The 19,659-nt window shown below is 68.3% G+C and carries 18 protein-coding genes; 14 read left to right on the top strand and 4 right to left on the bottom strand.

Annotated elements, in window-relative coordinates; translation table 11 throughout:
• Positions 1-12: 12 nt before the first annotated feature.
• Positions 13-912, top strand: coding sequence for a glycerophosphodiester phosphodiesterase family protein (locus FCN77_RS01755; protein ID WP_137320860.1), 900 nt, complete (start codon positions 13-15; stop codon positions 910-912).
• A gap of 53 nt (positions 913-965) precedes the next feature.
• On the opposite strand, the gene FCN77_RS01760 is transcribed toward FCN77_RS01755, so the two are convergent.
• Both FCN77_RS01760 and FCN77_RS01765 read right to left on the bottom strand, forming a co-directional pair.
• Positions 966-2,606, bottom strand: a complete 1,641-nt coding sequence (locus FCN77_RS01760; protein WP_137320861.1) for an ABC transporter permease — start codon at positions 2,604-2,606, stop codon at positions 966-968.
• Complete coding sequence (locus tag FCN77_RS01765) at positions 2,603-3,511, bottom strand: ABC transporter ATP-binding protein (protein WP_137320862.1); 909 nt, start codon at positions 3,509-3,511, stop codon at positions 2,603-2,605. Before FCN77_RS01765 ends, FCN77_RS01760 begins: the two co-directional genes overlap by 4 nt.
• Positions 3,512-3,616: 105 nt before the next feature.
• On the opposite strand from FCN77_RS01765, the gene FCN77_RS01770 reads away from it, so the two are divergent.
• The 5 genes from FCN77_RS01770 (at position 3,617) to FCN77_RS01790 (ending at position 6,350) form a co-directional block, all read left to right on the top strand.
• Positions 3,617-4,063, top strand: coding sequence for a hypothetical protein (locus FCN77_RS01770; RefSeq protein WP_137320863.1), 447 nt, complete (start codon positions 3,617-3,619; stop codon positions 4,061-4,063).
• Positions 4,060-4,809, top strand: a complete 750-nt coding sequence (locus FCN77_RS01775; protein ID WP_175417103.1) for an AzlC family ABC transporter permease — start codon at positions 4,060-4,062, stop codon at positions 4,807-4,809. Before FCN77_RS01770 ends, FCN77_RS01775 begins: the two co-directional genes overlap by 4 nt.
• A complete protein-coding gene (locus FCN77_RS01780) occupies positions 4,806-5,117 on the top strand; it encodes an AzlD domain-containing protein (RefSeq protein ID WP_137320864.1) in 312 nt (103 codons plus the stop codon). Before FCN77_RS01775 ends, FCN77_RS01780 begins: the two co-directional genes overlap by 4 nt.
• Positions 5,118-5,178: 61 nt before the next feature.
• On the top strand, positions 5,179-5,487 hold the full coding sequence (locus FCN77_RS01785; RefSeq protein WP_137320865.1) for a hypothetical protein: 309 nt from the start codon (positions 5,179-5,181) through the stop codon (positions 5,485-5,487).
• 125 nt (positions 5,488-5,612) lie between these two features.
• Positions 5,613-6,350 (top strand): GAF and ANTAR domain-containing protein, encoded by a 738-nt coding sequence (locus tag FCN77_RS01790; RefSeq protein ID WP_137320866.1) that lies wholly within the window; start codon positions 5,613-5,615, stop codon positions 6,348-6,350.
• A 317-nt stretch (positions 6,351-6,667) separates the two neighbouring features.
• On the opposite strand, the gene FCN77_RS01795 is transcribed toward FCN77_RS01790, so the two are convergent.
• Entirely contained in the window at positions 6,668-7,303 is a 636-nt protein-coding gene (locus FCN77_RS01795; RefSeq protein ID WP_137320867.1) for a TetR/AcrR family transcriptional regulator, read from the bottom strand.
• Positions 7,304-7,403: 100 nt separating this feature from the next.
• Between FCN77_RS01795 and FCN77_RS01800 the strand changes: the two genes are divergently transcribed.
• The 8 genes from FCN77_RS01800 to ppsA all read left to right on the top strand — a co-directional run bounded on the left by FCN77_RS01800 (position 7,404) and on the right by ppsA (position 17,705).
• Positions 7,404-7,754 (top strand): thiamine-binding protein, encoded by a 351-nt coding sequence (locus FCN77_RS01800; RefSeq protein WP_137320868.1) that lies wholly within the window; start codon positions 7,404-7,406, stop codon positions 7,752-7,754.
• 66 nt (positions 7,755-7,820) lie between these two features.
• A complete protein-coding gene (locus FCN77_RS01805; RefSeq protein WP_137320869.1) occupies positions 7,821-8,498 on the top strand; it encodes an O-methyltransferase in 678 nt (225 codons plus the stop codon).
• A 141-nt stretch (positions 8,499-8,639) separates the two neighbouring features.
• Positions 8,640-9,119, top strand: a complete 480-nt coding sequence (locus FCN77_RS01810) for a Dps family protein (RefSeq protein WP_137320870.1) — start codon at positions 8,640-8,642, stop codon at positions 9,117-9,119.
• A 20-nt stretch (positions 9,120-9,139) separates the two neighbouring features.
• Entirely contained in the window at positions 9,140-10,285 is a 1,146-nt protein-coding gene (locus FCN77_RS01815; protein WP_137320871.1) for a hypothetical protein, read from the top strand.
• Positions 10,279-11,646: a bifunctional PIG-L family deacetylase/class I SAM-dependent methyltransferase gene (locus tag FCN77_RS01820; protein ID WP_137320872.1), complete on the top strand. Its 1,368-nt coding sequence runs from the start codon at positions 10,279-10,281 to the stop codon at positions 11,644-11,646. The genes FCN77_RS01815 and FCN77_RS01820 overlap by 7 nt, the downstream gene beginning before the upstream one ends.
• Positions 11,647-11,659: 13 nt before the next feature.
• Positions 11,660-12,475 carry a glycosyltransferase family 2 protein gene (locus FCN77_RS01825; RefSeq protein ID WP_254678806.1) on the top strand — a complete coding sequence of 272 codons (816 nt, stop codon included), beginning with the start codon at positions 11,660-11,662 and terminating at the stop codon, positions 12,473-12,475.
• A 105-nt stretch (positions 12,476-12,580) separates the two neighbouring features.
• A complete protein-coding gene (locus FCN77_RS01830; RefSeq protein WP_137320873.1) occupies positions 12,581-15,331 on the top strand; it encodes a cation-transporting P-type ATPase in 2,751 nt (916 codons plus the stop codon).
• Positions 15,324-17,705, top strand: coding sequence for a phosphoenolpyruvate synthase (ppsA, locus tag FCN77_RS01835; protein WP_137320874.1), 2,382 nt, complete (start codon positions 15,324-15,326; stop codon positions 17,703-17,705). The genes FCN77_RS01830 and ppsA overlap by 8 nt, the downstream gene beginning before the upstream one ends.
• Here ppsA and FCN77_RS01840 read toward each other — a convergent pair.
• Positions 17,657-19,594 (bottom strand): heavy metal translocating P-type ATPase, encoded by a 1,938-nt coding sequence (locus FCN77_RS01840; RefSeq protein ID WP_254678807.1) that lies wholly within the window; start codon positions 19,592-19,594, stop codon positions 17,657-17,659. The two genes, ppsA and FCN77_RS01840, sit on opposite strands and share 49 nt — an antisense overlap.
• Positions 19,595-19,659: the final 65 nt, after the last annotated feature.

Genomic DNA, 19,659 nt, shown 5'->3' on the forward strand with positions numbered 1-19,659 from the left:
TAACGTGTCAGCATGACTACCGCCGAGTCCGCCTCAGCCCGTCCGCTGGTCTACGCCCACCGCGGGGCCAGCGCCGCCTTCGCCGAGCACACCAGGGCCGCCTACCTGCGGGCTATTGACGACGGCGCCGACGGCGTGGAATGCGACGTCCACCTCACCCGGGACCAGCACGTGGTCCTGCTGCACGACGCGAACCTGGACCGCACCTCGGACGGCACCGGTCCAGTGGCCGACCGGACCCTCGAGGAACTAAGGCTCCTGGATTTCTGCTCCTGGAAAGGGGCCCGGATCCCGCTCGAGTACGGCGGCCGGTTCGACCAGCTGCTCACGCTCCCGGAGCTGCTGGACATCCTCCGCGGCGCCGGCCGGGACATCGGGCTGGCCATCGAACTGAAGCACCCGAGCCCGTACCTGCTGCAGCTCGAAGACAGGGTTCTGGAGGTCCTGGCGGCGGAAGGCTGGGATCCCCTCACCTCAAGGGTGGACAACATCAGCGTTTCCTTCATGAGCTTCAGCCCGGACTCCGTGAAGCACCTGATCAAGACCGTTCCCGCCGAGTTCATCTGCCAGCTGGTGGACGAGATCACCGTGGACGAAGTCCGTGAGGAGCTTGGGCTCGGGATCATCACCGGCGGCGCTGTGGCGAACGTGATGCGGGCGGCGCAGCTGGAGGGCGAGCGGATCCTGGATGACGGCGAAGTGAGGCTGGCCGGACCGGGCATCGACTATGTGCGCCAGCACGCCCCGGCCGTGAAACGCTGGCGGGAATCCGGCCGGCGCTTCAGGGTGTGGACGGTGGACTCGGAACCCGACGTGGCAATGTGCCAGGAGCTGGGAATCCATGAAATCACCACCAACCGGCCCGCCCAGGTGCTGGCGCAGCTCTCGGAAATCAGCCACACGGTCAGCTGAACAAACGGGCTAGCCGGTCAGCCGGATGCCCGGCCCCGCCGTCCGCGGACGGTTCAGGCCGCAAGGTCGCGGCGCCGCCAGCCGGTGTAGCCCAGCGCGCCGAGTGCAGCCGCAGCTGCCGTGAGAGCTACCAGTGCCGGAACTCCATCCGCGCCCACCGGAAGCAACGGGGAATGCCGGAACGGCGAGAGGTCCATGAGCCATTCCGGGGCGTTCCAGAGGACACCGAATTCACCGAGTGCAATGAGCGCCAGCAGGAGCCCCCAGACGGCACCTGCCATCCGTGGTGCCCACCCGAACACAGCGAGTGCCGCGCTGGTCAGCACCCAGGCGGCCGGAATCTGTGCCAGGGCCGCCACGGTGGACCGGGCGACCAGTCCTGCGTCGTTGACGGCGGACGCGGCCCCGATGCCGATGGACAGGCCGGTCAGCAGTTGCAGCAGCCCTACGCCGGCCAGCGCCACGGCGTAGTGGCTGCTGGCCCAGCGGATGCGGGTGGTGGAAGTGCCCAGCAGGGCCTCGGTGTGCCCGGCCGACTCCTCGCTGCGGAGGTAGTTGGCGGCGGAGATGCCGTATGCCGCCGCGAGGACCCCCATGATGCTGATCTCGGCGGCGAGGAACGCATCGGTCAGGGCTTGCGGGCCGCCCAGTGCCCGCATCAGGTCCTGGGCGCCGGGTGAACTCAGGAAGTCCGCCACATTGCCGACCAGCGAGCCGATCACCACGCCGAAGAGGACAAACGCCACACACCACGCCGTCAGGACGCGGTATTGCAGCCGCACGGCGAGCGCCAGGACGCCCGAAAGGTGTCCGCGTGCGGGGCCGGGCCGCTCATCGCGGAGGCCGGCGCCGAGGTCGCGCTGCGACCGCAGTAAGAACGCGACCGGAACCAGCGCAGCGCACAGCGCCAGGGGCAGCGAAAGCACCCACCAGTGGTCCCCGGCGTAGGCCCGGATTTGCTGGTTCCACCCGATCGGTGAAAGCCAGGACCATACCGATGGGCCGGGTTCGGCGAGGTCGCCCACCGCGCGCAGCCCGTAGGTCACGGCGATGACCCCGATGCTGAACCCCGTCGAGGCGCGGGCGCTCGCCGTCAGTTGGGCCGCCAGGGCAGCCACCGCGCTGTATGCCATCCCCGTTGCCGCCCAGCCCAGCCCGAAGGCGAGTGATCCGTTGCCTGGCAAGCCGCCGACGGCGAGAGCGGCTGCCGAGAGCAGCCCGGTCAGGATGCTGGTCGCAAAGCTGATGGCCAGCGCAGACACCAGGGGTGCGTCGCGTCCCAGCCGGCCGCCGCCGAGGAGCTCCAGCCGCCCACTTTCCTCGTCTCCTCGCGTGTGCCGGATGGTGAGGATGACCATGAGTACGGCAAGGATGGCGGTCATGAAGGCGGTGTATTTGATAAGGGAAAGTGCCCCGAGCGAGGCCGGATCGTAGATCCGCCCAAAGAGAGCCACCATGGACGCCGTGGCGTTCAGGGCGGTTGCAGCCTCGACCCGGCTGGACACATCCGGGTACAGCTCGGCGCCGGCCACCGCCGTCGAGAAGGTGATGAGGGCGAATCCCAGTATCCAGAGCGGCAGCAGCCAACGGTCCCGCCGGAGGGCGAGGCGGACCAGGGCGCCGGTGCCGGCCAGCGTCCCGGCCAATTTCCCGGTCCCGGTGCCCGTCCTGCTGCGGGCGGGCGTCCCGCTCATCGCCGGGCCGATTCGAACGATTCTGCGGGGCCATAGTGCCGCAGGAACAAATCCTCCAGGGTGGGCGGCTGGCTGGTCAGCGCGTGTAGCCCCGCGGCCGTCAGGGCCTGCAGGAACGGTGCCAGCCCGGCGGGGTCCACCTGGGCCGTCACCCGGTGGTCCGTCACCACAACGTCGTGAACGCCGGGAAGGAGGTCCAGGCCAGGGGGCACACGTGCGACGTCGGCCGTGACGGCCGTCCGCGTAAGGTGCCGCAGCTGCGCGAGCGGTCCGGACTCCACCACGCGGCCCGCGCGGATGATGCTGACCCTGTCCGAGAGAGCCTCGGCCTCACTGAGGATGTGGCTGCTCAGCAGCACTGTGCGGCCATCTGCGCGCAGCTCACGGACGCATCCGCGGAAGGCATCCTCCATCAACGGGTCCAGTCCGCTGGTGGGCTCGTCCAGGAGGAACAGCTCTGCGTCCGTTGCCAGGGCCGCGACAAGGGCAACCTTTTGCCGGTTGCCCTTGGAGTAGGTGCGCGACTTTTTCGTGGGGTCAAGGTCGAAAGTCTGCAGCAGCAGGTCCCGCCGGGCGCGGTCCTGTCCGCCCTGTAGCCGTCCCAGCAGGTCGATCACCTCGCCGCCGGTCAGGTTCGGCCAGAGTGCAACGTCCCCGGGCACGTACGCCAGCCTGCGGTGCAGCGTGGCAACATCGCGCCAGGGATCGAGGCCAAGCACGCGGATCGATCCGGAGTTGGCACGCAGCATGCCCAGCAGCAGCCGCAATGTGGTGGACTTGCCGGACCCGTTGGGACCCAGGAAGCCGTGCACCTCGCCCTCCGCCACACTGAAATCGAGGCCATCGAGGGCAGTGACGCTCCCGAAGCGCTTCACGACGCCGGTCATTTCCACCACGCTGTTCATAATCAATAAGGTACGCCCGGTTGCCGGTCCTGACTCGGGCGGAAAGTCCCGTCCCTGCGGGGCAGCCGATACCGGGCTCGTCTGCGGCTGTGGTTGAGTGGATCCATGCCAATCACCTGGTCCGGCCGGGCCACCCAGACCGTGTCAGCGGCTGCCATGAGCGCCCTTTTGCTGACCAGCGCCATGAAACACTTCCGCGAACCGGCTTTCTTCCATCAGGTGGTGCCGGACTTCCTCTGCCGTGACGATTCCGGCGACCGGCCCAACGGTCCGTTTGCCGTGATGACCCGCGACGAGTGGGTTGCGCTGAGCGGCCTCGCCGAGGCGGGCGCCGCCGTCGGACTCCTTATCCCGGCCACGCGCAAAGCTGCCGCCACCGGCGTCACCGCCATGTTGGCCGTGTTCCTGGCCGGCCATGCGGACGCCCTGCGGCGCGCCTACAGTCCGGCCGGAACGCCCGCCCAGCGCAAATCGCACACCGTCCGGCTGCCGTTGCAGGTGCCCCTCATCTTCTGGGCCTGGAGCCTGCGGAAACCGGGACTGCGGCGGTGAAACTCCTCCAGTCCCCGGCCGTGCGCGTGGGCCTTTCCATCAGCATTGCCACCGGCCTTTACGGCATTTCCTTTGGCGCCCTGTCCGTCACCTCCGGGCTGGACTTCTGGCAGACCATGGCGCTGAGCCTGCTCCTCTTCAGCGGCGGTTCGCAGTTCGCGTTTATCGGCGTGGTGGCCGGCGGCGGCTCGGGGGTCGCCGCGATGGGCGCGGCCACGCTCCTGGGCATGCGCAACGGCATCTACGGCATGCAGCTCAACGCGCTGCTGCAGCCGCGGGGGTGGCGCAAGTTCGCCGCCGCCCACGTCACCATCGACGAATCAACGGCCACCAGCACCGGACAGACGGATCCCGCCGAACAGAGGCGGGGCTTCTGGACGGCGGGGATCGGGATCTTCTTGCTCTGGAACGTGTTCACCGCAGTGGGGGCCCTGGCGGGCAGCGCCCTGGGGGATCCCAAACAGTGGGGACTCGACGGCGCCGCGGTGGCAGCATTCCTGGGGCTGCTGTGGCCGAGGCTCAAAGGCCGCGAGCCCGTGGCCATCGCCATCGTCTGTGCCCTGGCCACCGTCCTGGCCGTCCCGTTCGTTCCCGCAGGCGTTTCCATCCTGATCGCCGCGGTGGTGGCGGCCACCATTGGCTGGTTCAGCCGCGGGCGCAGTGACGAAGGGCTGGAGCCGGATGTGGACCCCTACGCGGAGCATCAGCACCACCATCACCCGCGGCAGGGGGAGGCCGGCGAATGAACCTTTGGATGTGGCTGTTGCTCGCCTGCCTGCTTGGCTACGGCTGGAAGCTGTTGGGCTACCTCGTGCCGGCCAGCCTGCTGCGCAACCCGCGGATGTCCCGGGTCGCGGGCACCATGACCATCGGCCTGCTTGCCTCCCTCACCATTGTGAATGCCATCGCGTCCGGCCAGGCGCTCGCGTTCGACGCCCGGCTGGGCGCCCTCGCCGCGGCCGGAATCGCGCTTTGGCTCCGGGCGCCCTTCCTCGTGGTGGTCCTGGCCGGGGCAGGAACTGCGGCCGGTCTGCGGCTGCTCGGCTGGAGCTGAGCCCGGCACGGATGGTCATTAGGCCCTGTTGGCCCGGGCCCTACTGTGGGATTATTCGAACATGAGCGAACAACAAGCGCCCGATATTTCTGTTGCCGGAAAAGACCAGCAGCCAAAGACCTATGTCCCCTCGGTGCCGACAGGATCCGAAGCCACCCGTGAAATGCGTGAGGTATCCCGCCGCCGCCGGGATGCTGAAGAAAAGCTCCAGCAGCACCTCCAGGAAGCCGACCAGTTGCACGAGTCCCACGTGCAGGCCCATCTCAAGGAAACGCAAGAGCGGGACGCCGCCACCGCTGAGTTGCCACGAGTGGCAGAATCTCCAGAACCTTCTGCGACGGAGGAAGAACGGCAGAAGCCCGCAGAGTAGCAAACCGGCACTTCCTGGCGAACCAACAGCAGCAGTCCATCGGCCTGTGGGGAGGCTTCATTGATTCGTGATTCCAGTCCTCCTGCGACTTCCAGGCCCTCGGGGCGATCTGCAGGTGCGCGATCGTGAGCGGCGTCAGGCTGGGCCGGTACCTCGCGGAACGGCTCCAGGATCTGGTCCTTGAGAACTCTGACGTGCAGGATTTCCTCCGGGAGCTGGCCGTTTTCTCCGCCGGATTCATCGGCAAGGCCACCGGCCAGCACATGCTCTGCACCGTAACCCTGGTGCGGGAACGGCGGCCCATGGCGGGCGCCGAGAGCTGCCCGGAAGGAGAGCCCCTGGCGAAAATCCAGCGGTCTGCCGGCCAGAGCCCATCCCTGGCGGCCCTTGAATCCGGAGTAGCCGTCTCCGTACCTGATACCCGGAGCGACACCCGGTGGCCGCGGTACAGCCGGGCCGCGACACGGGCAGGACGCCACAGCATCCTGGCCGTTCCGCTTGTCCTGGACACGGGCGCGGGCGCCTCGGTGACCTTTCTTGCCGCGGAGCCGGAGGTCTTCGAAGGGCAGGCAAGGATGATTTGCGAGGCGTTTGCCGGCCGCGCCGGCAAGGCGGCCCGGCAGGCCGTCCGGCTCAGCGCATCCCGGGATCTTAACGACGACCTTCGGGAGGCCATGAAATCCCGGACCAGCATCAATCTTGCTTCCGGGATCCTGATGGGCCAGAGCCGCTGCTCGCAGGAGGAAGCGTTCGCCATTCTGAGTAAGGTCTCCAGCAACCGCAACGTGAAGGTCCGAGCCGTGGCCGAGGAACTGCTGCGGAACTTCGACAAGGGCGCGGGCTCCACACACTTCGATGGCTAACGCCGGACACCGCTCCGGCCGGGCTCCACACATCTCGGCCACGGCCACGGCTGTGCCTGCGACCTGCTTTTGACGGGTTTATCCTCCTGATGGAGTCGCGCCGGGCCAAGAGGTCGCTGCGGGACATTTCTGCCGAGCTGGTGTCCTCCACCCAGCTGTCCCGGTGAGCGGGGTGCGACTTGGCCCTCGGCGAAGACGAAGGTGAGCAACGGCGACGTTAGCACGAGATCCACGCGCCCGATGGCCGGGCGCCGTACAGCCGCGGGTCCGAGGACGCCGGCCGCCGGCACGATGAAACGGACCGGCCCCAGGATGAATCAGGGCAGGAAGACTGAATCGAAGGCAGTGCCCGGCAGCGGGGACTGGGGAGGCAGCGGACGGTTTGGCCGCTCGAAGCGGATGGCGTCCTCGACCAGCGCCACCGGCCTGCGCCAGGCGTCGGATCCCGGCTCCATGGTGTCCACGACGCCGATCAGCATGGCCAGAAGCCGGATCACGTCGGTCATGGAGATGTCCGGGCGCAGCGTCCCCTGGCCCTGCCCGCGGCCCAGCAGCACAGCCACCGATTCAAAGAGGCTGCCCGTGATTCCCGTCAGCAGGCCGCGGCGGCCTGCCACGGCGCCGAGCAGGTTGGCGTCCTCACTCGCCGCCGCCATCAGGGCATCAATGACCCGGAAGAGCCCGGCCGCAGCGTCGGGACTTGCCAGCGCCTGGTCAATGACCGGGTCCACCATCAGGCGGAGTTGGCGGTTAAGCGCCGCGAGAACCAGCTGTTCCTTGTCCGCGAAGTTCCGGAAAAGTGTTGCGGGCCCGACGCCGGCAGTCACTGCGATGGTCTGCAGCGGCACTTCCGGCCCATACTCACGGAAGCATTTGCGGGCGGCGGTAATGATCTTGTCCACATTGCGCGCAGCGTCCGCACGGAGGGGCTTGCGTTCTACTGCGAGGTTCATTTTTCAAGGTTAGCAACGCCGCGGCCGAGCGCCGGGGTTACTGCTTGGTAGCAGCCAATGTCCCGTTATATGACGCATTCCGCTGTGGCAGACTGGGTGAATGTTGCTCGCATTTTCTGTCGCACCCTCAGGCCAGCCAGCCCATTTGACCGGCGAATCGGCCGCTCCCGGGGGCGGGGCGTCCCCTGACGCTTCAGTGCACGACGCCGTCGCTGCCGCAGTGAAAATTGTCCGTGACTCCGGCCTGCCCAACCACACGGACTCCATGTTCACCACCATCGAGGGTGAATGGGACGAGGTGTTTGCAGTGGTCAAACAGGCCACCGAGGCAGTGGGGCGCTTCGGCAGCCGCGTGTCGCTTGTGATCAAGGCGGACATACGCCCCGGATACTCCGGCGAGCTGACCGGCAAAGTGGACCGGCTGGAAAACGCCATCGCCGACGCCGGCTAGGTACTGCACCCGCGATACTTCCTGTGACGCTTCCCAGGGGGGAGCGGCAACTGCAAGACTGGCCCCATGATTGAGCACAAGCCCGAACCCCGGTGGGTGGCCGTCGAGGAATTCCTTTCCGACGTCGTGGTCCGCCCCGGCAGCCCGCTCAAGCGGGCCGTAACCTCCGCCGTCGAGGCCGGGATGCCGCCCATCGAAGTGGCGCCCAACGCCGGGAAGCTGCTCAAGCTGCTGGTGCAGCTTTCAGGGGCCCGGCGGGTGCTGGAAATCGGCACGCTGGCAGGCTTCAGCACCATCTGGATGGCCCAGGGACTGCCCGACGACGGCGAACTCGTCACGTGCGAATATCTCGCCAAACATGCGGAAGTGGCACGCGCCAACGTGGACGCCGCCGGCGTGGGGCACAAGGTGGACATCCGGGTGGGTGCAGCGCTCGACACGCTCCCCGCGCTGCAGGAGGCCGACGGCGCACCCTTCGATTTCGTGTTCATCGACGCGGACAAGGAAAACAACCCGCAGTACCTCGAATGGGCCATCCGGCTGGGCCGGCCGGGCACGGCCATCGTGATGGACAACGTGGTGTGGGAGGGTGCGCTGCTCGATCCCGGCATGGATGAAGTCAACGCGCCCGGCATCATCAGCGCCCTGCAAATGATGGGGGACGACCCGCGCCTGGACGGAACGGTCATGCAGACGGTCGGGTCCAAGGGCTGGGACGGCTTCGCGCTGGCTGTGGTGCGCTGACGCGAGCCGCCAGCTTGCGGCGGAAGCTCGCCGGACGCACGCGGCAGGCCCGGAGGTGCCGGCGTGGCGAAAATGCTAAGTATGCTTAGAATGAATTAACGCCGGACGGCCCCGTCCCGCTCGCCTGCACTGGAGGAAGTAATGAAAGCTTCACCGACCCTTGCCAGCAATCTCCAGATGGTCCTCACGGACATGATTGAACTGCACGTCCAGGGCAAGCAGGCGCACTGGAACATCGTGGGCACCAACTTCCGCGACCTCCACCTGCAGCTGGACGAAATTGTCACCAGCGTGCGGCTGTTCGCGGACGAGACGGCCGAGCGCATGCGCGCCCTGCACGCGCTCCCGGATGGCAGGAGCGCCACGGTGTCCTCGGACACCAGGCTGGAGCAGTTCCCGGAAGGACTCACCTCCACCAGGGACGCCGTCAAACTGATCACTGCACGTCTGGAGCGCACTGTGAAGACCATGCGCGATGTCCACAACGAGGTGGACGAAGAGGACCCCACCAGCGCTGACCTGCTCCACGCCGGAATTTCCCGTCTGGAACAGCTCGCCTGGATGGTGAACGCCGAAACCATGACCGCGTCGGCCTCTGTCACCGCGCCGGATCACGGCTGAGGGACAGGGCGCCAGGCGGAATGCAGCCCCCATCCGGACCGCAGCCGGTGCGGATCAGTTCCGCCCCCGGCCGGCTTGAAGCGACGGTCCCGCTGCTCGAATCGGTGCGGGACGCCGTGGGAGATGTTCCGGCGCTTCTGGCGCTGGCCCGGAGTGTCGGGCGGACAGCTCCGCGGCCGGGCGACGGCGACACCGCACACCTGTGGGAACTGCTGGCTTCCGTTACAGCCGTGGACGTGGCTGCCGGGCGGGTGCTCGAACCGCACCTTGACGCCGTCGCCATCCTCGCGCAGGCGGGTGCCATCGCCCGCGAAGGCAGTGGAACGGCCAGGGCGGCGACCGGCGTTGTGCCTGCAGCGGTGCCTGAAGCTGCGGACGGTGCCTGGGGTGTGTTCGCCGCCGAAGGGCCCGGCCTGCGCCTTGAGGCCTCGCCGGACGGCGCCGGCGGTTACGTCCTGGACGGATCCAAGCCGTGGTGTTCGCTTGCTGCGCAACTGGACGGGGCCGTGCTCACTGCGCACCTGGCAGGGGGAAACTCCGGGGATGCGGGAACAGGCGCCCGGGCGGCCTTCGCCGTCAAGCTGCGTGACCCGGGAGTTTCCTGCGAAACGCCGCAATGGTCCAGCCGCGGCCTGCGGGAAATCCCCAGCGGGACCGTGCACTTTGAGGGTGTCCGTGCCGTGCCGGTGGGAGGTCCGGGCTGGTACTTCGAACGGCCGGGCTTCGCCTGGGGCGGCATGGGTGTGGCGGCCTGTTGGCTGGGTGGGGCCGTTGCCGTGGCACGTGATTTCGGCTCCGCACTGGCCAAGGCCGCGGAGGGCGGGCGCGAACCGGATCAGGTTGCACTGGCCCACCTTGGCGAAACGGACCGTATCATCGCCGCCCTGACCGGCTATCTGGCGCGGACGGCGGCACGGATCGACGCCGGGGACCTGTCCGGCTCCGGTGCGTGGAGCGAGGCGCTGCGCGTGCGCGGCGCCGTGGCCGCCGCCGTCGAACGCATCCAGGCCATGGTGGCCCAGAACCTGGGGCCGGGCCCCCTGGCCTTCAACGAACCGTACGGAAAACGGATGGCGGACCTGTCGCTTTACATCCGCCAGCACCACGCCATGCGGGACGACGCCCAGCTCGGCGCACTGACCCTGAAAGGCGACCGCTCATGGTGACCTTCTCGCACGCGGATACCGGCACTGCCGAGAGCGAATGGGAGGCCAGCGGGCTGTCCGTCCTCCCGGAGCTTCCGCTCGGTGCAGGAGAACTCGCCTCCATGACCTTCGTTGTGCTGGCGGCACACCCCGATGATGAAACTTTGGGTGCCGGAGGATTGCTGTCCCGGCTGCACGCCGCTGGCGCCGGCGTTGAGGTGTTGCTGTGCACTGCCGGGGAGGCGTCGCATCCGGAGTCGCGGACCACGACGCCGGAACAGCTCGCGGCTGTGCGGCTCGGCGAATTCGGGGCCGCCGTCACCGCGCTGGCGCCCGGTTCCCCGTGGCGGTTCCTGCAGCTTCCGGACGGCCAGCTTGCCGCAGGAAGTGACCGCATCGCTGCCGCGGTGCGGGAGTCGATTGCAGCGTCCGGCCGTCCGGCGAACCACGTGGTCATCGTGGCGCCGTACCGCTCCGACGGGCACACGGACCACGACGTGCTGGGTTCAGTGGCGGCCGAGGTTGCCGCAGCCGGCGGCCACGGGCTGCTCGAATACCCCGTCTGGTACTGGCTGTGGGCCGTGCCTGCGGACACCGCGTGGCGGTCGTGGGTCCGCGTGCCGCTGGCGCCGAAGGAGCAGCGCGCCAAGGCTTTGGCCATGCAGGCGCACGCCTCGCAGACGGAGCCGCTGTCCGCGCAGCCCGGCGACGAGGTGCTGCTGGCCGGGAGCTTCCTCGACCACTTTTCCCGGTCCTGGGAAACGTTCGCATGGCACGCGCCCGCCGGCGGGACCAACGGCGCCGGTGATGCAGAGCGGATCTTCGACGCCGTGCACAGCCGGAGCGATGACCCGTGGGGCTATGCCACGAGCTGGTACGAACAGCGCAAGCGGGCGCTGACACTCGCCATCCTGCCGGCGGAGGACTACGGCTCCGGGCTGGAGGTGGGCTGTTCGATCGGGACGCTTAGCGTGGAACTCGCCCCGCGGTGCAGGCAATTCCTGGCAGTCGATGCCAGCAGCGCCGCGCTGGTCCAGGCAGCGGAACGGCTGACCGGCCACGCCTCCGCACAGACGCAGCGCCTCACGGTTCCGCACGAGTGGCCCGAAGGCACCTTCGACCTGGTCGCAGTCTCCGAAATGGGGTACTACCTGACTCCTGGCGAACTGGCCGAGCTGTTCACACGGGTGGAGGCCTCCATGAACCCCGGCGGAACGCTGGTCCTCTGCCACTGGCGGCACCCGGTGGAAGGCTGGGAGCTCGACGGGGACGCGGTCCATGAACTGGCCCGCCGGCAGCTCCGCTGGCCCACAGCGGCCCTCCACCTTGAGAAGGACTTCGTCCTGGAGGTCTTTGTCGCCCCGCCCGGAATCCAGCAGTGAGATGACCGGCGAAATGACGGAACGGGCAGTCGACTGTCCTGCCGAGGAGGCCCTGGCCGGGCAGCGTATCGACCGCGTAGCGGTAGTGATGCCGGCCCACAACGAGGACCAGCACCTCCACCGCGCGCTGGCCGCCCTTCGTGCGGCCGCCGACTCATTGCACGCCAAGAGGCCTGACCTGACCACCACCATAACGGTGGTGCTGGACAGCTGCACCGACCAATCGGAAGGAATCGCGGCCCGGTACGTGTCCGCCGACCCGCGCTTTTCGGCGATGAACGTCCGGCTGCGCAGCATCGGCCCCAGCCGGGCGGCGGGGGTCAGGGCCGCGCTGACTGCTTCCAACGCCGCTTCCAACCTCAACGCCGGCAGCATCTGGTTGGCCAATACCGATGCCGACTCCGCCGTTCCAGAGCACTGGCTGGTGCGCCAGGTTGAACTGGCCGACGCAGGCGCCGACGTCATCCTGGGGTCCGTGGAACCGGACCCGGCCGGAATGGACCCGCTGATCCTGCGCCGCTGGCTGGCACGGCACCACTTCCGGGAGGACCACCCCCACATCTACGGCGCGAACTTCGGCGTCCGCGCCGCTGCTTACCTTGCGTCCGGCGGGTTTCCCCGTATGCGCGTCCACGAGGACCGGATCCTAGTGGAGAACCTGCGCCGGCACGCCTACACGGTACTGGCCACCGATTCCATCCGGGTGCTGACCTCGGGCCGCACGCATGCTCGCGCTCCGCAGGGGTTCGGTGCCTACCTCCGGGCGCTGGCGCTGGACCTCCCGGTGCTGGACTTGCCCGAATTGGACCAGGGCAGTGGTGACCTTTGACCCTAGGAGCCTGAACTCCTAGACCGCATCCTCGATCCATGGGATTCCCACCCAGTGCCGTAGTTTCGTGTGTCCGGCGCTGCCAGTGAACAACGGGCTGCAGCCGTGATCCCTGGCGCTGGCTCCCTGCCGGAGACGGCCGGCCTCAGCTCCGAGGAGGCTGCCCTGCGGCTGCGGAAGGTCGGGCCGAACCGGCTGCCGGAGGGTCGCACGGTCCCGCGCTGGCGCAAACTTCTGGCCGAGCTGACCCACTTCTTCGCCATCATGCTTTGGGTCGCGGCCGGGCTCGCCTACGTGGCCGGCATGCCGCAACTGGCTGTGGCAATCGTCGTGGTGATCCTGGTCAACGGCCTGTTCGCCTATATCCAGCAGGAGCGTGCACAACGGGCTGCCTCCAAGCTTCGCGAGCTGCTCCCGGCCATGGTCTCAGTCCGCCGCGACAGGCGCATTGTGAAAGTCCACACCACTGAGCTCGTGCCCGACGATGTGGTGGTTCTGGTTGCCGGCGACCGGGTCCCGGCGGATCTCCGTCTGGTGCTTGCCTCCGGTTGCTCGGTGGACGAGTCGATGCTCACCGGCGAAAGCGAAGCCGTAGCCAAGGCCCCGGGAGACGCTGTGCTCGGCGGGACTTTCCTGGTCAACGGCGAGGCAGAGGGGACCGTCGCGGTCACCGGCGGCGGCACCCGTCTCGCCGAAATCGCCGCCCTGACCGGCAGGGTTGAGGCGCCGCCAACCCCGCTGGCGCGGGAACTGCAACGCATTGTCCGTGTTGTCGCGGCCGTGGCGCTGGGGATCGGCGGACTGTTCTTTGTGCTCTCGCTGCTGGTGGGTATTTCCTGGCGCGACGCGTTCCTCTTCGCGATCGGGGTGGCCGTGGCACTCGTGCCCGAAGGCCTGCTTCCCACGGTCACGCTTTCCCTGGCCGTCGGGGCGCAGCGGATGGCACTACGCAACGCATTGGTCCGGAACCTGGAAGCGGTGGAAACACTCGGCTCCACGACCTTCATTTGCACGGACAAGACCGGCACGCTCACCCAGAACCGGATGAACGCCGTCGAGGTCTGGACCCCGGCCGGGGTGCTCAGCATCATCGGGGCGGGCTACGGGCCAGAGGCTGAGATCACCGGGACGGGAGCCGGGGAGGCCCGGCACCTCAGCACCGCTGCGCTGGCCGCGTCCGCGGGGCGCGCGGTGCTCCACGAGGGACAGTGGATTGCCGAGGGCGACCCGATGGAGGCTGCCATTGATGCGCTCGCCGCCCGGCTGGCAGGCCCCGGGCAGCCACCCGAGGATCCCGAGGTGTCGCACCGCTTCGCCTTCGATCCCCGGCGGTTGCGGGAGTCGGCGATCGTCGGCACCACGCTCTTCGTCAAGGGTGCGCCGGAGTCCGTGATTCCGCTGTGTGGCGGGGACGCCGCGGACCGGGCCCTGCACATGGTGGACCAGATGGCCTCCCACGGCCTGCGGGTACTGGCCGTGGCCGAGCGGCCCCTGCCCGGCCTGCCCGGGGCCAGCTTCAGGCTGGAGGAGGTGGAGCGTGAACTGACGCTGCTGGGGCTGATCGGCCTGCATGATCCGCCGCGGGCCGAGGTACGCCTGGCGCTTGAGGCCGCCCGCGAGGCGGGAATCAAGGTAGCCATGGTCACCGGCGACCATGCCTTCACAGCGGCCGCCATCGCCCGGGAAACCGGGCTGATCGGTTCACCCGAGCTGGTGCTGGAGGGACACACCCTGCCGGAGGACGACGCCGTCCTGACCGCCCTGCTGGACCGCGACGGCGTGGTGGTCAGCCGGGTCACGCCTGAACAGAAACTTCGGGTGGCCCGCCTGCTCCAGCGCAGGGGCCACGTGGTGGCGATGACCGGCGACGGCGTCAACGACGGCCCGGCCCTCCAGCAGGCCGATATCGGCGTGGCCATGGGGCTGAGCGGAACGGACGTGGCCCGCGAGGCAGCGGACCTGGTGCTCCTGGATGACGACTTCGCCACCATCATCGCCGCAGTGGAGCAGGGCCGCGCCACGTACGCGAATATCCGCCGCTTCCTGACCTACCACCTGACGGACAACGTCGCCGAGCTCACGCCGTTCGTGATCTGGGCCCTCTCCGGCGGCCGCTTCCCGCTGGCCCTGAGCGTGCTGCAGATCCTCGCCCTCGACATCGGCACCGACCTCCTCCCGGCGCTGGCCCTGGGCAGCGAAGCTCCCAGCAAGGGCACGCTCAAACGGCCGCCGGAGCGGAGGCACCTGATGGACCGTGCCTTGATGTTCCGGGTGTTCGGGCTGCTGGGTCCGGTCGAAGCCGTCTTCGAAATGACCGCCTACACTGCTGTACTCCTGGGTGCGGGCTGGCGCCCGGGCGCGGCGCTTCCGGTAGCGGACGTCCTGATGGCGGCGTCCGGAGCGGCCTTCACCACGGTGGTCCTGGGGCAGCTGGCCAACGCCTTCGCGTGCCGCAGCGCTTCCGTACCGCCGTGGCGGCTCGGCTGGTTCAGTAACCGGCTGCTGCTCTGGGCGGTGCTGGCCGAGCTGGGGCTGCTGGCAGTGTTCCTGTTCCTCGGGCCGCTGGCCACCCTGCTGGGCCACGCCCCGCCGTCGCCCGGGGGCCTGGCCGTGGCGCTCGCCGCCATGCCCGCCGTCATCGTCGCGGACTGGCTCTACAAGGTGGTCCGCCACCGCAGATGGGGCACTGCCGCTCCGGCGCTGCTTTTGGCGCCGCCGGGCGCAACGCTTATGGTGCCGCCAGCCGCAACGCCATCCGCACAGAAACAGGTGAGGTCCAAAGCCTCTGACCCGCCGAGGCCCGGCAAACGAGGATCAATCCATGGAGGAGCAAGCGGCGGGAGCAGTCATGACTGAAAACCACGTGGTGTGGTTCGACGAGATCGGAATGGAGAATGTGCCCCAGGTGGGCGGCAAGAACGCGTCGTTGGGGGAGATGACGCGCTCGCTCAAGTCCGGCGGAGTGCGCGTGCCGGACGGCTTCGCCACCACGGCGTCCGCCTACCGCACGTTCATCAAAGCCAACGGCATCGACGCCGCCATGCGCGCCCGGATCGCGGAGTACCGGGCCGGCGAGATGTCGCTGCGGTCCACGGGCGAGGCCATCCGGGAGGTGTTCCTGGACAGCGAATTCCCGGAAGACATCGCCGAGTCCATCCGCAGCCACTACCGGACCCTTGCCGAACGGGCGGGACTGGACCGGCTGTCCGTTGCAGTCCGCAGCAGCGCCACTGCGGAGGACCTTCCGGATGCCAGCTTCGCCGGGCAGCAGGAGACGTTCCTGAACATTTCCGGCGAACGCGAGCTCCTGGACGCCTGCAGGCGCTGCTACGCATCGCTTTTCACGGACCGGGCCATCAGCTACCGGGAGGTGAAGGGATTCGAGCACCTGGACGTGGCGCTTTCCATCGGGGTGCAGCGGATGGTGAGGTCCGACGTCGGCGCGTCCGGTGTGATGTTTTCCATCGACACCGACTCGGGCTTCCCCCGCGCGGCAGTGATCAGCGCAGCCTGGGGCCTGGGTGAAACGGTGGTCCAGGGCAGCATCAACCCGGACAAATACCTGGTGTTCAAGCCGCTGCTGGCGGACAAGGGCCTCGCTCCGATCATCGAGAAGACCCTCGGCTCCAAGGCCCGGAAGATGGTCTACAGCCGGGGCGGCCATGCGCGCACCCGGACGGTGGAAACGTCGGCGGAGGAGCGGGGCTCGTTCGTGCTGGACGACGCCGAGATCCTGGACCTGGCGCGCTGGGCGGTGACGGTGGAGGAGCACTATGGCCGCCCCATGGACATGGAGTGGGCCCGCGACGGCGCCACCGGGGAGCTGTTCATGGTGCAGGCGCGGCCCGAAACCGTCCAGGCGCTCAAGAGCGGGACGCGCTTCACCATCCACCACCTCCGCGGCACGGGTAAAGTCCTGGCGTCCGGCGCGGCGATCGGGGATTCCATCGCGCAGGGCACGGCGTGCGTCATCCGGGACACCCGGGACATCGACACCTTCCGCGACGGTGCCATCCTGGTCACCGAAATGACGGATCCGGACTGGGTGCCGGTCATGAAACGGGCCTCTGGGATCGTCACGGACCACGGCGGGACCACCAGCCACGCGGCCATCGTGAGCCGGGAACTGGGCGTTCCCGCCGTCGTCGGCACCGGGAACGGAACCAGCGTCCTGGGCGAAGGCCAGGCCGTGACGCTGAGCTGCGCGGAAGGGGACCTCGGCAAGGTCTACGACGGCACGGTTCCGTTCGACACCGAGGATGTGGATCTCGGCGCCCTGCCCGCCACCCGTACTGCCATGATGGTGAACATCGCCAGCCCGGGAGCCGCGTTCCAGTGGTGGCGGCTGCCCGCAGCCGGGGTGGGCCTGGCCCGGATGGAATTCATCATCAGCAACCTGATCCGGGTCCATCCGATGGCGCTGGTTCATCCGGAGCGGGTCACGGACGCGGACGAGGCCCGGCAGATCAAGGAGCTGACCAGCGGCTACGCGGACCCCCGGGAGTACTTCGTGCAGGCGCTGGCTTTGGGTATCGCCAAGATAGCCGCGCCGTACCATCCGCACCCTGTGATCGTCAGGCTCAGCGATTTCAAGACCAACGAGTACGCCCACCTGATTGGCGGGGGCTCCTTCGAACAGCCTGAAGAGAATCCCATGCTGGGCTTCCGGGGCGCATCCAGGTACTACGACGACCGCTACCGGGAGGGTTTCGCGCTGGAGTGTGCCGCACTCAAACGGGTGCGGGAAACCATCGGCTTCAGCAACGTCATAGTGATGATCCCGTTCTGCCGCACTCCTGTCGAAGCGGACCGCGTGCTGGCGGTCATGGCTGAGAACGGCCTGGTGCGCGGCGAAAACGGCCTGCAGGTTTACATGATGTGCGAGATCCCCTCAAATGTGGTCCTGGCCGAGAAGTTCGCCCCCAAGTTCGACGGCTTCTCCATCGGATCCAACGACCTCACGCAGCTGGTCCTGGGCGTGGACCGGGATTCCGAGCAGCTGGCCGCCCTGTTCGATGAACGCGACGGTGCGGTCACGGCGATGATCAGCGAAGCCATCCGCAAGGCGCACGCCGCGGGAATCAAGATTGGAATCTGCGGCCAGGGGCCGAGCAACCATCCGGACTTTGCGGCCTTCCTGGTGGGCGAAGGCATTGATTCCATCTCGCTGAACCCGGACAGCTACCTCAAAACGGTGCGGGTGATCGCGGACGTGGAGGGCTCCGCCTGACCCTTGGGCGGGGCCGCATGCCGGCCAGGGCTTAGGGCGCGCAGCGCATTGAGGATGGTGGCCAGGTCCACCAGCTCCTGCGAGAGGGCGCCGGCGATGGCGGGAACGTAGCCTGCTGCCGCCGCCACCATGAGCCCCACGCTCAGGACGATGCCGATCCAAATGCTTTGCATCGCCACCCGGACAGTTCGCTGCCCAATCCGCACCGCTTGCGCGGCCTTGGACAGATCGTCAAGGATGATCACGACGTCGGCAGACTCGCCCGCCGCGGTGGAACCGCGCGCACCCATGGCGATCCCGACGTCGGCCACCGCCAGGACGGGGGCGTCGTTGACGCCGTCGCCCACCATCATCACGGGACGGAGGTTCAGGGACTTTACCGCTTCCACCTTGTCCGCCGGCAGGCACTCGGCGCGGACGTCCGTGAGCCCCACTTCGGCCGCGATGTGCCTGGCCGTGGCCAGGGCGTCCCCGGTCAGCATCACCGTTTCGGTAACACCCAGACTTGAGAGCTCTGCCAGCGTCCGGCGGGCCTCGGCGCGCAGGGGGTCGCTCATGACCAAGGCCCCGACGTACACACCGGCAACTCCCACGTAAATGGCCAGCTGGCCGCTCTGCAGCTCCGTTTCCGCCACGCCCGGCGCATATTCGGCCACGAAGGAGGGCTTGCCCACCACCACTTCCCGCCCGTCGAACACGGCGCGCACCCCGTGAGTGGCATGTTCCAGCGCCTCGCTGGCCGTCTCGAAGCGGAGGTCGCGGGAAGTGGCCGCCTCCATTACGGAGGCGGCCAGGACGTGGGAGGAGTACTGCTCCGCGGAGCCCGCCAGCCGGAGCAGTTCGTCCTGGTCCATGGAGTCGGCCGTCACGACGGCCACCAGCGAGGGCCGGCCGTAGGTGAGCGTCCCCGTCTTGTCGAAGGCTGCTGTGCGCACTTTGCCTAGCTGTTCCAGGACCCCCGCGTATTTAACGATGATGCCGGACTTGGCCGCCTGGCTCATCCCGCCCAGGAACGCCACCGGCGCGGCGATGAGCAGCGGGCAGGGGGTGGCCACCACCAGCACTTCGGCGAAACGGGTGGGACTGCCGCTGACGATCCAGGCGATGGCGCCCAGCGCGTAGGCGAACGCGGTGAAGGGGATGGCGTAGCGGTCGGCCAGGCGCACCATGGGGGCCCGGCTTTCCGAAGCCTCCTTCACGAGCGCCACGATCCGGCTGTACTGGGAGTCCTCCATCACGGCCGTGACGCGCATGCGGACGGCTGCCTCGCCGTTGACGGAGCCGCTCATCATGCCCTCGCCCGCGGAGCGCTCCACGGGCAGGCTCTCGCCCGTGAGGGAGGATTCATCGAAGGTGCCGGCGTCGGAGAGCAGCACGCCGTCCAGCGGCACCACCTCGCCCGGTTTGACCAGCAGGATGTCGCCCACACGGACGTCCGTGGCCGCAACGTCTTCGTGGGCACCGTTGTCCCCGGTGCCGTTCGGGACGGCATTTGTGGCGGTGCCGTTTCCGGCAGTGCCGGTTCGCTCCCGGTGGGCGGTCTGCGGCACGCGCTCCAGCAGGGCGCTGAGTTCGCCCTTCGCCCGGCCGGCCGCGTAGTCCTCCAGCGCGGTGCCGCCGGCCAGCATGAGCACGATAATCATGGACGCAATAAACTCGCCCACCAGCACCGTGCTGACAATCGCCGTCACGGCCAGGATGTCGATGCCCCAGTGCCCGCTGCGCAGCCTTCGAACCATGCCGACGGACAGGTACGCCGCCACGGCGAGGGCGTAGCCGCTCGCCGCAAGCTGGGCGATCGCCGGCTGGCCGGACATGAGCAGAACGGCGACAGCAAGCAACGCCAGTACCGTGCCCGCAACGAGCGGATACCGGAGAAAGAGTTTCACAGGTAAATCCCGCCTTTGTCTGGATAGCTGGCACGCCAAGGCACGCCAAGGCACACCTGGCCCGA

The organism is Arthrobacter sp. 24S4-2 (assembly GCF_005280255.1).
Classification (GTDB): Bacteria; Actinomycetota; Actinomycetes; order Actinomycetales; family Micrococcaceae; genus Arthrobacter.

Excerpts from the sequence above, each read along its gene's own strand:
- FCN77_RS01755 (WP_137320860.1), top strand. The coding sequence starts at position 13 with ATGACTACCGCCGAGTCCGCCTCAGCCCGTCCGCTGGTCTACGCCCAC.
- FCN77_RS01760 (WP_137320861.1), bottom strand. The coding sequence starts at position 2,606 with ATGAGCGGGACGCCCGCCCGCAGCAGGACGGGCACCGGGACCGGGAAA.
- FCN77_RS01765 (WP_137320862.1), bottom strand. The coding sequence starts at position 3,511 with ATGAACAGCGTGGTGGAAATGACCGGCGTCGTGAAGCGCTTCGGGAGC.
- FCN77_RS01770 (WP_137320863.1), top strand. The coding sequence starts at position 3,617 with ATGCCAATCACCTGGTCCGGCCGGGCCACCCAGACCGTGTCAGCGGCT.
- FCN77_RS01780 (WP_137320864.1), top strand. The coding sequence starts at position 4,806 with ATGAACCTTTGGATGTGGCTGTTGCTCGCCTGCCTGCTTGGCTACGGC.
- FCN77_RS01785 (WP_137320865.1), top strand. The coding sequence starts at position 5,179 with ATGAGCGAACAACAAGCGCCCGATATTTCTGTTGCCGGAAAAGACCAG.
- FCN77_RS01795 (WP_137320867.1), bottom strand. The coding sequence starts at position 7,303 with ATGAACCTCGCAGTAGAACGCAAGCCCCTCCGTGCGGACGCTGCGCGC.
- FCN77_RS01800 (WP_137320868.1), top strand. The coding sequence starts at position 7,404 with ATGTTGCTCGCATTTTCTGTCGCACCCTCAGGCCAGCCAGCCCATTTG.
- FCN77_RS01805 (WP_137320869.1), top strand. The coding sequence starts at position 7,821 with ATGATTGAGCACAAGCCCGAACCCCGGTGGGTGGCCGTCGAGGAATTC.
- FCN77_RS01810 (WP_137320870.1), top strand. The coding sequence starts at position 8,640 with ATGAAAGCTTCACCGACCCTTGCCAGCAATCTCCAGATGGTCCTCACG.
- FCN77_RS01815 (WP_137320871.1), top strand. The coding sequence starts at position 9,140 with ATGCAGCCCCCATCCGGACCGCAGCCGGTGCGGATCAGTTCCGCCCCC.
- FCN77_RS01820 (WP_137320872.1), top strand. The coding sequence starts at position 10,279 with ATGGTGACCTTCTCGCACGCGGATACCGGCACTGCCGAGAGCGAATGG.
- FCN77_RS01825 (WP_254678806.1), top strand. The coding sequence starts at position 11,660 with ATGACGGAACGGGCAGTCGACTGTCCTGCCGAGGAGGCCCTGGCCGGG.
- ppsA (WP_137320874.1), top strand. The coding sequence starts at position 15,324 with ATGACTGAAAACCACGTGGTGTGGTTCGACGAGATCGGAATGGAGAAT.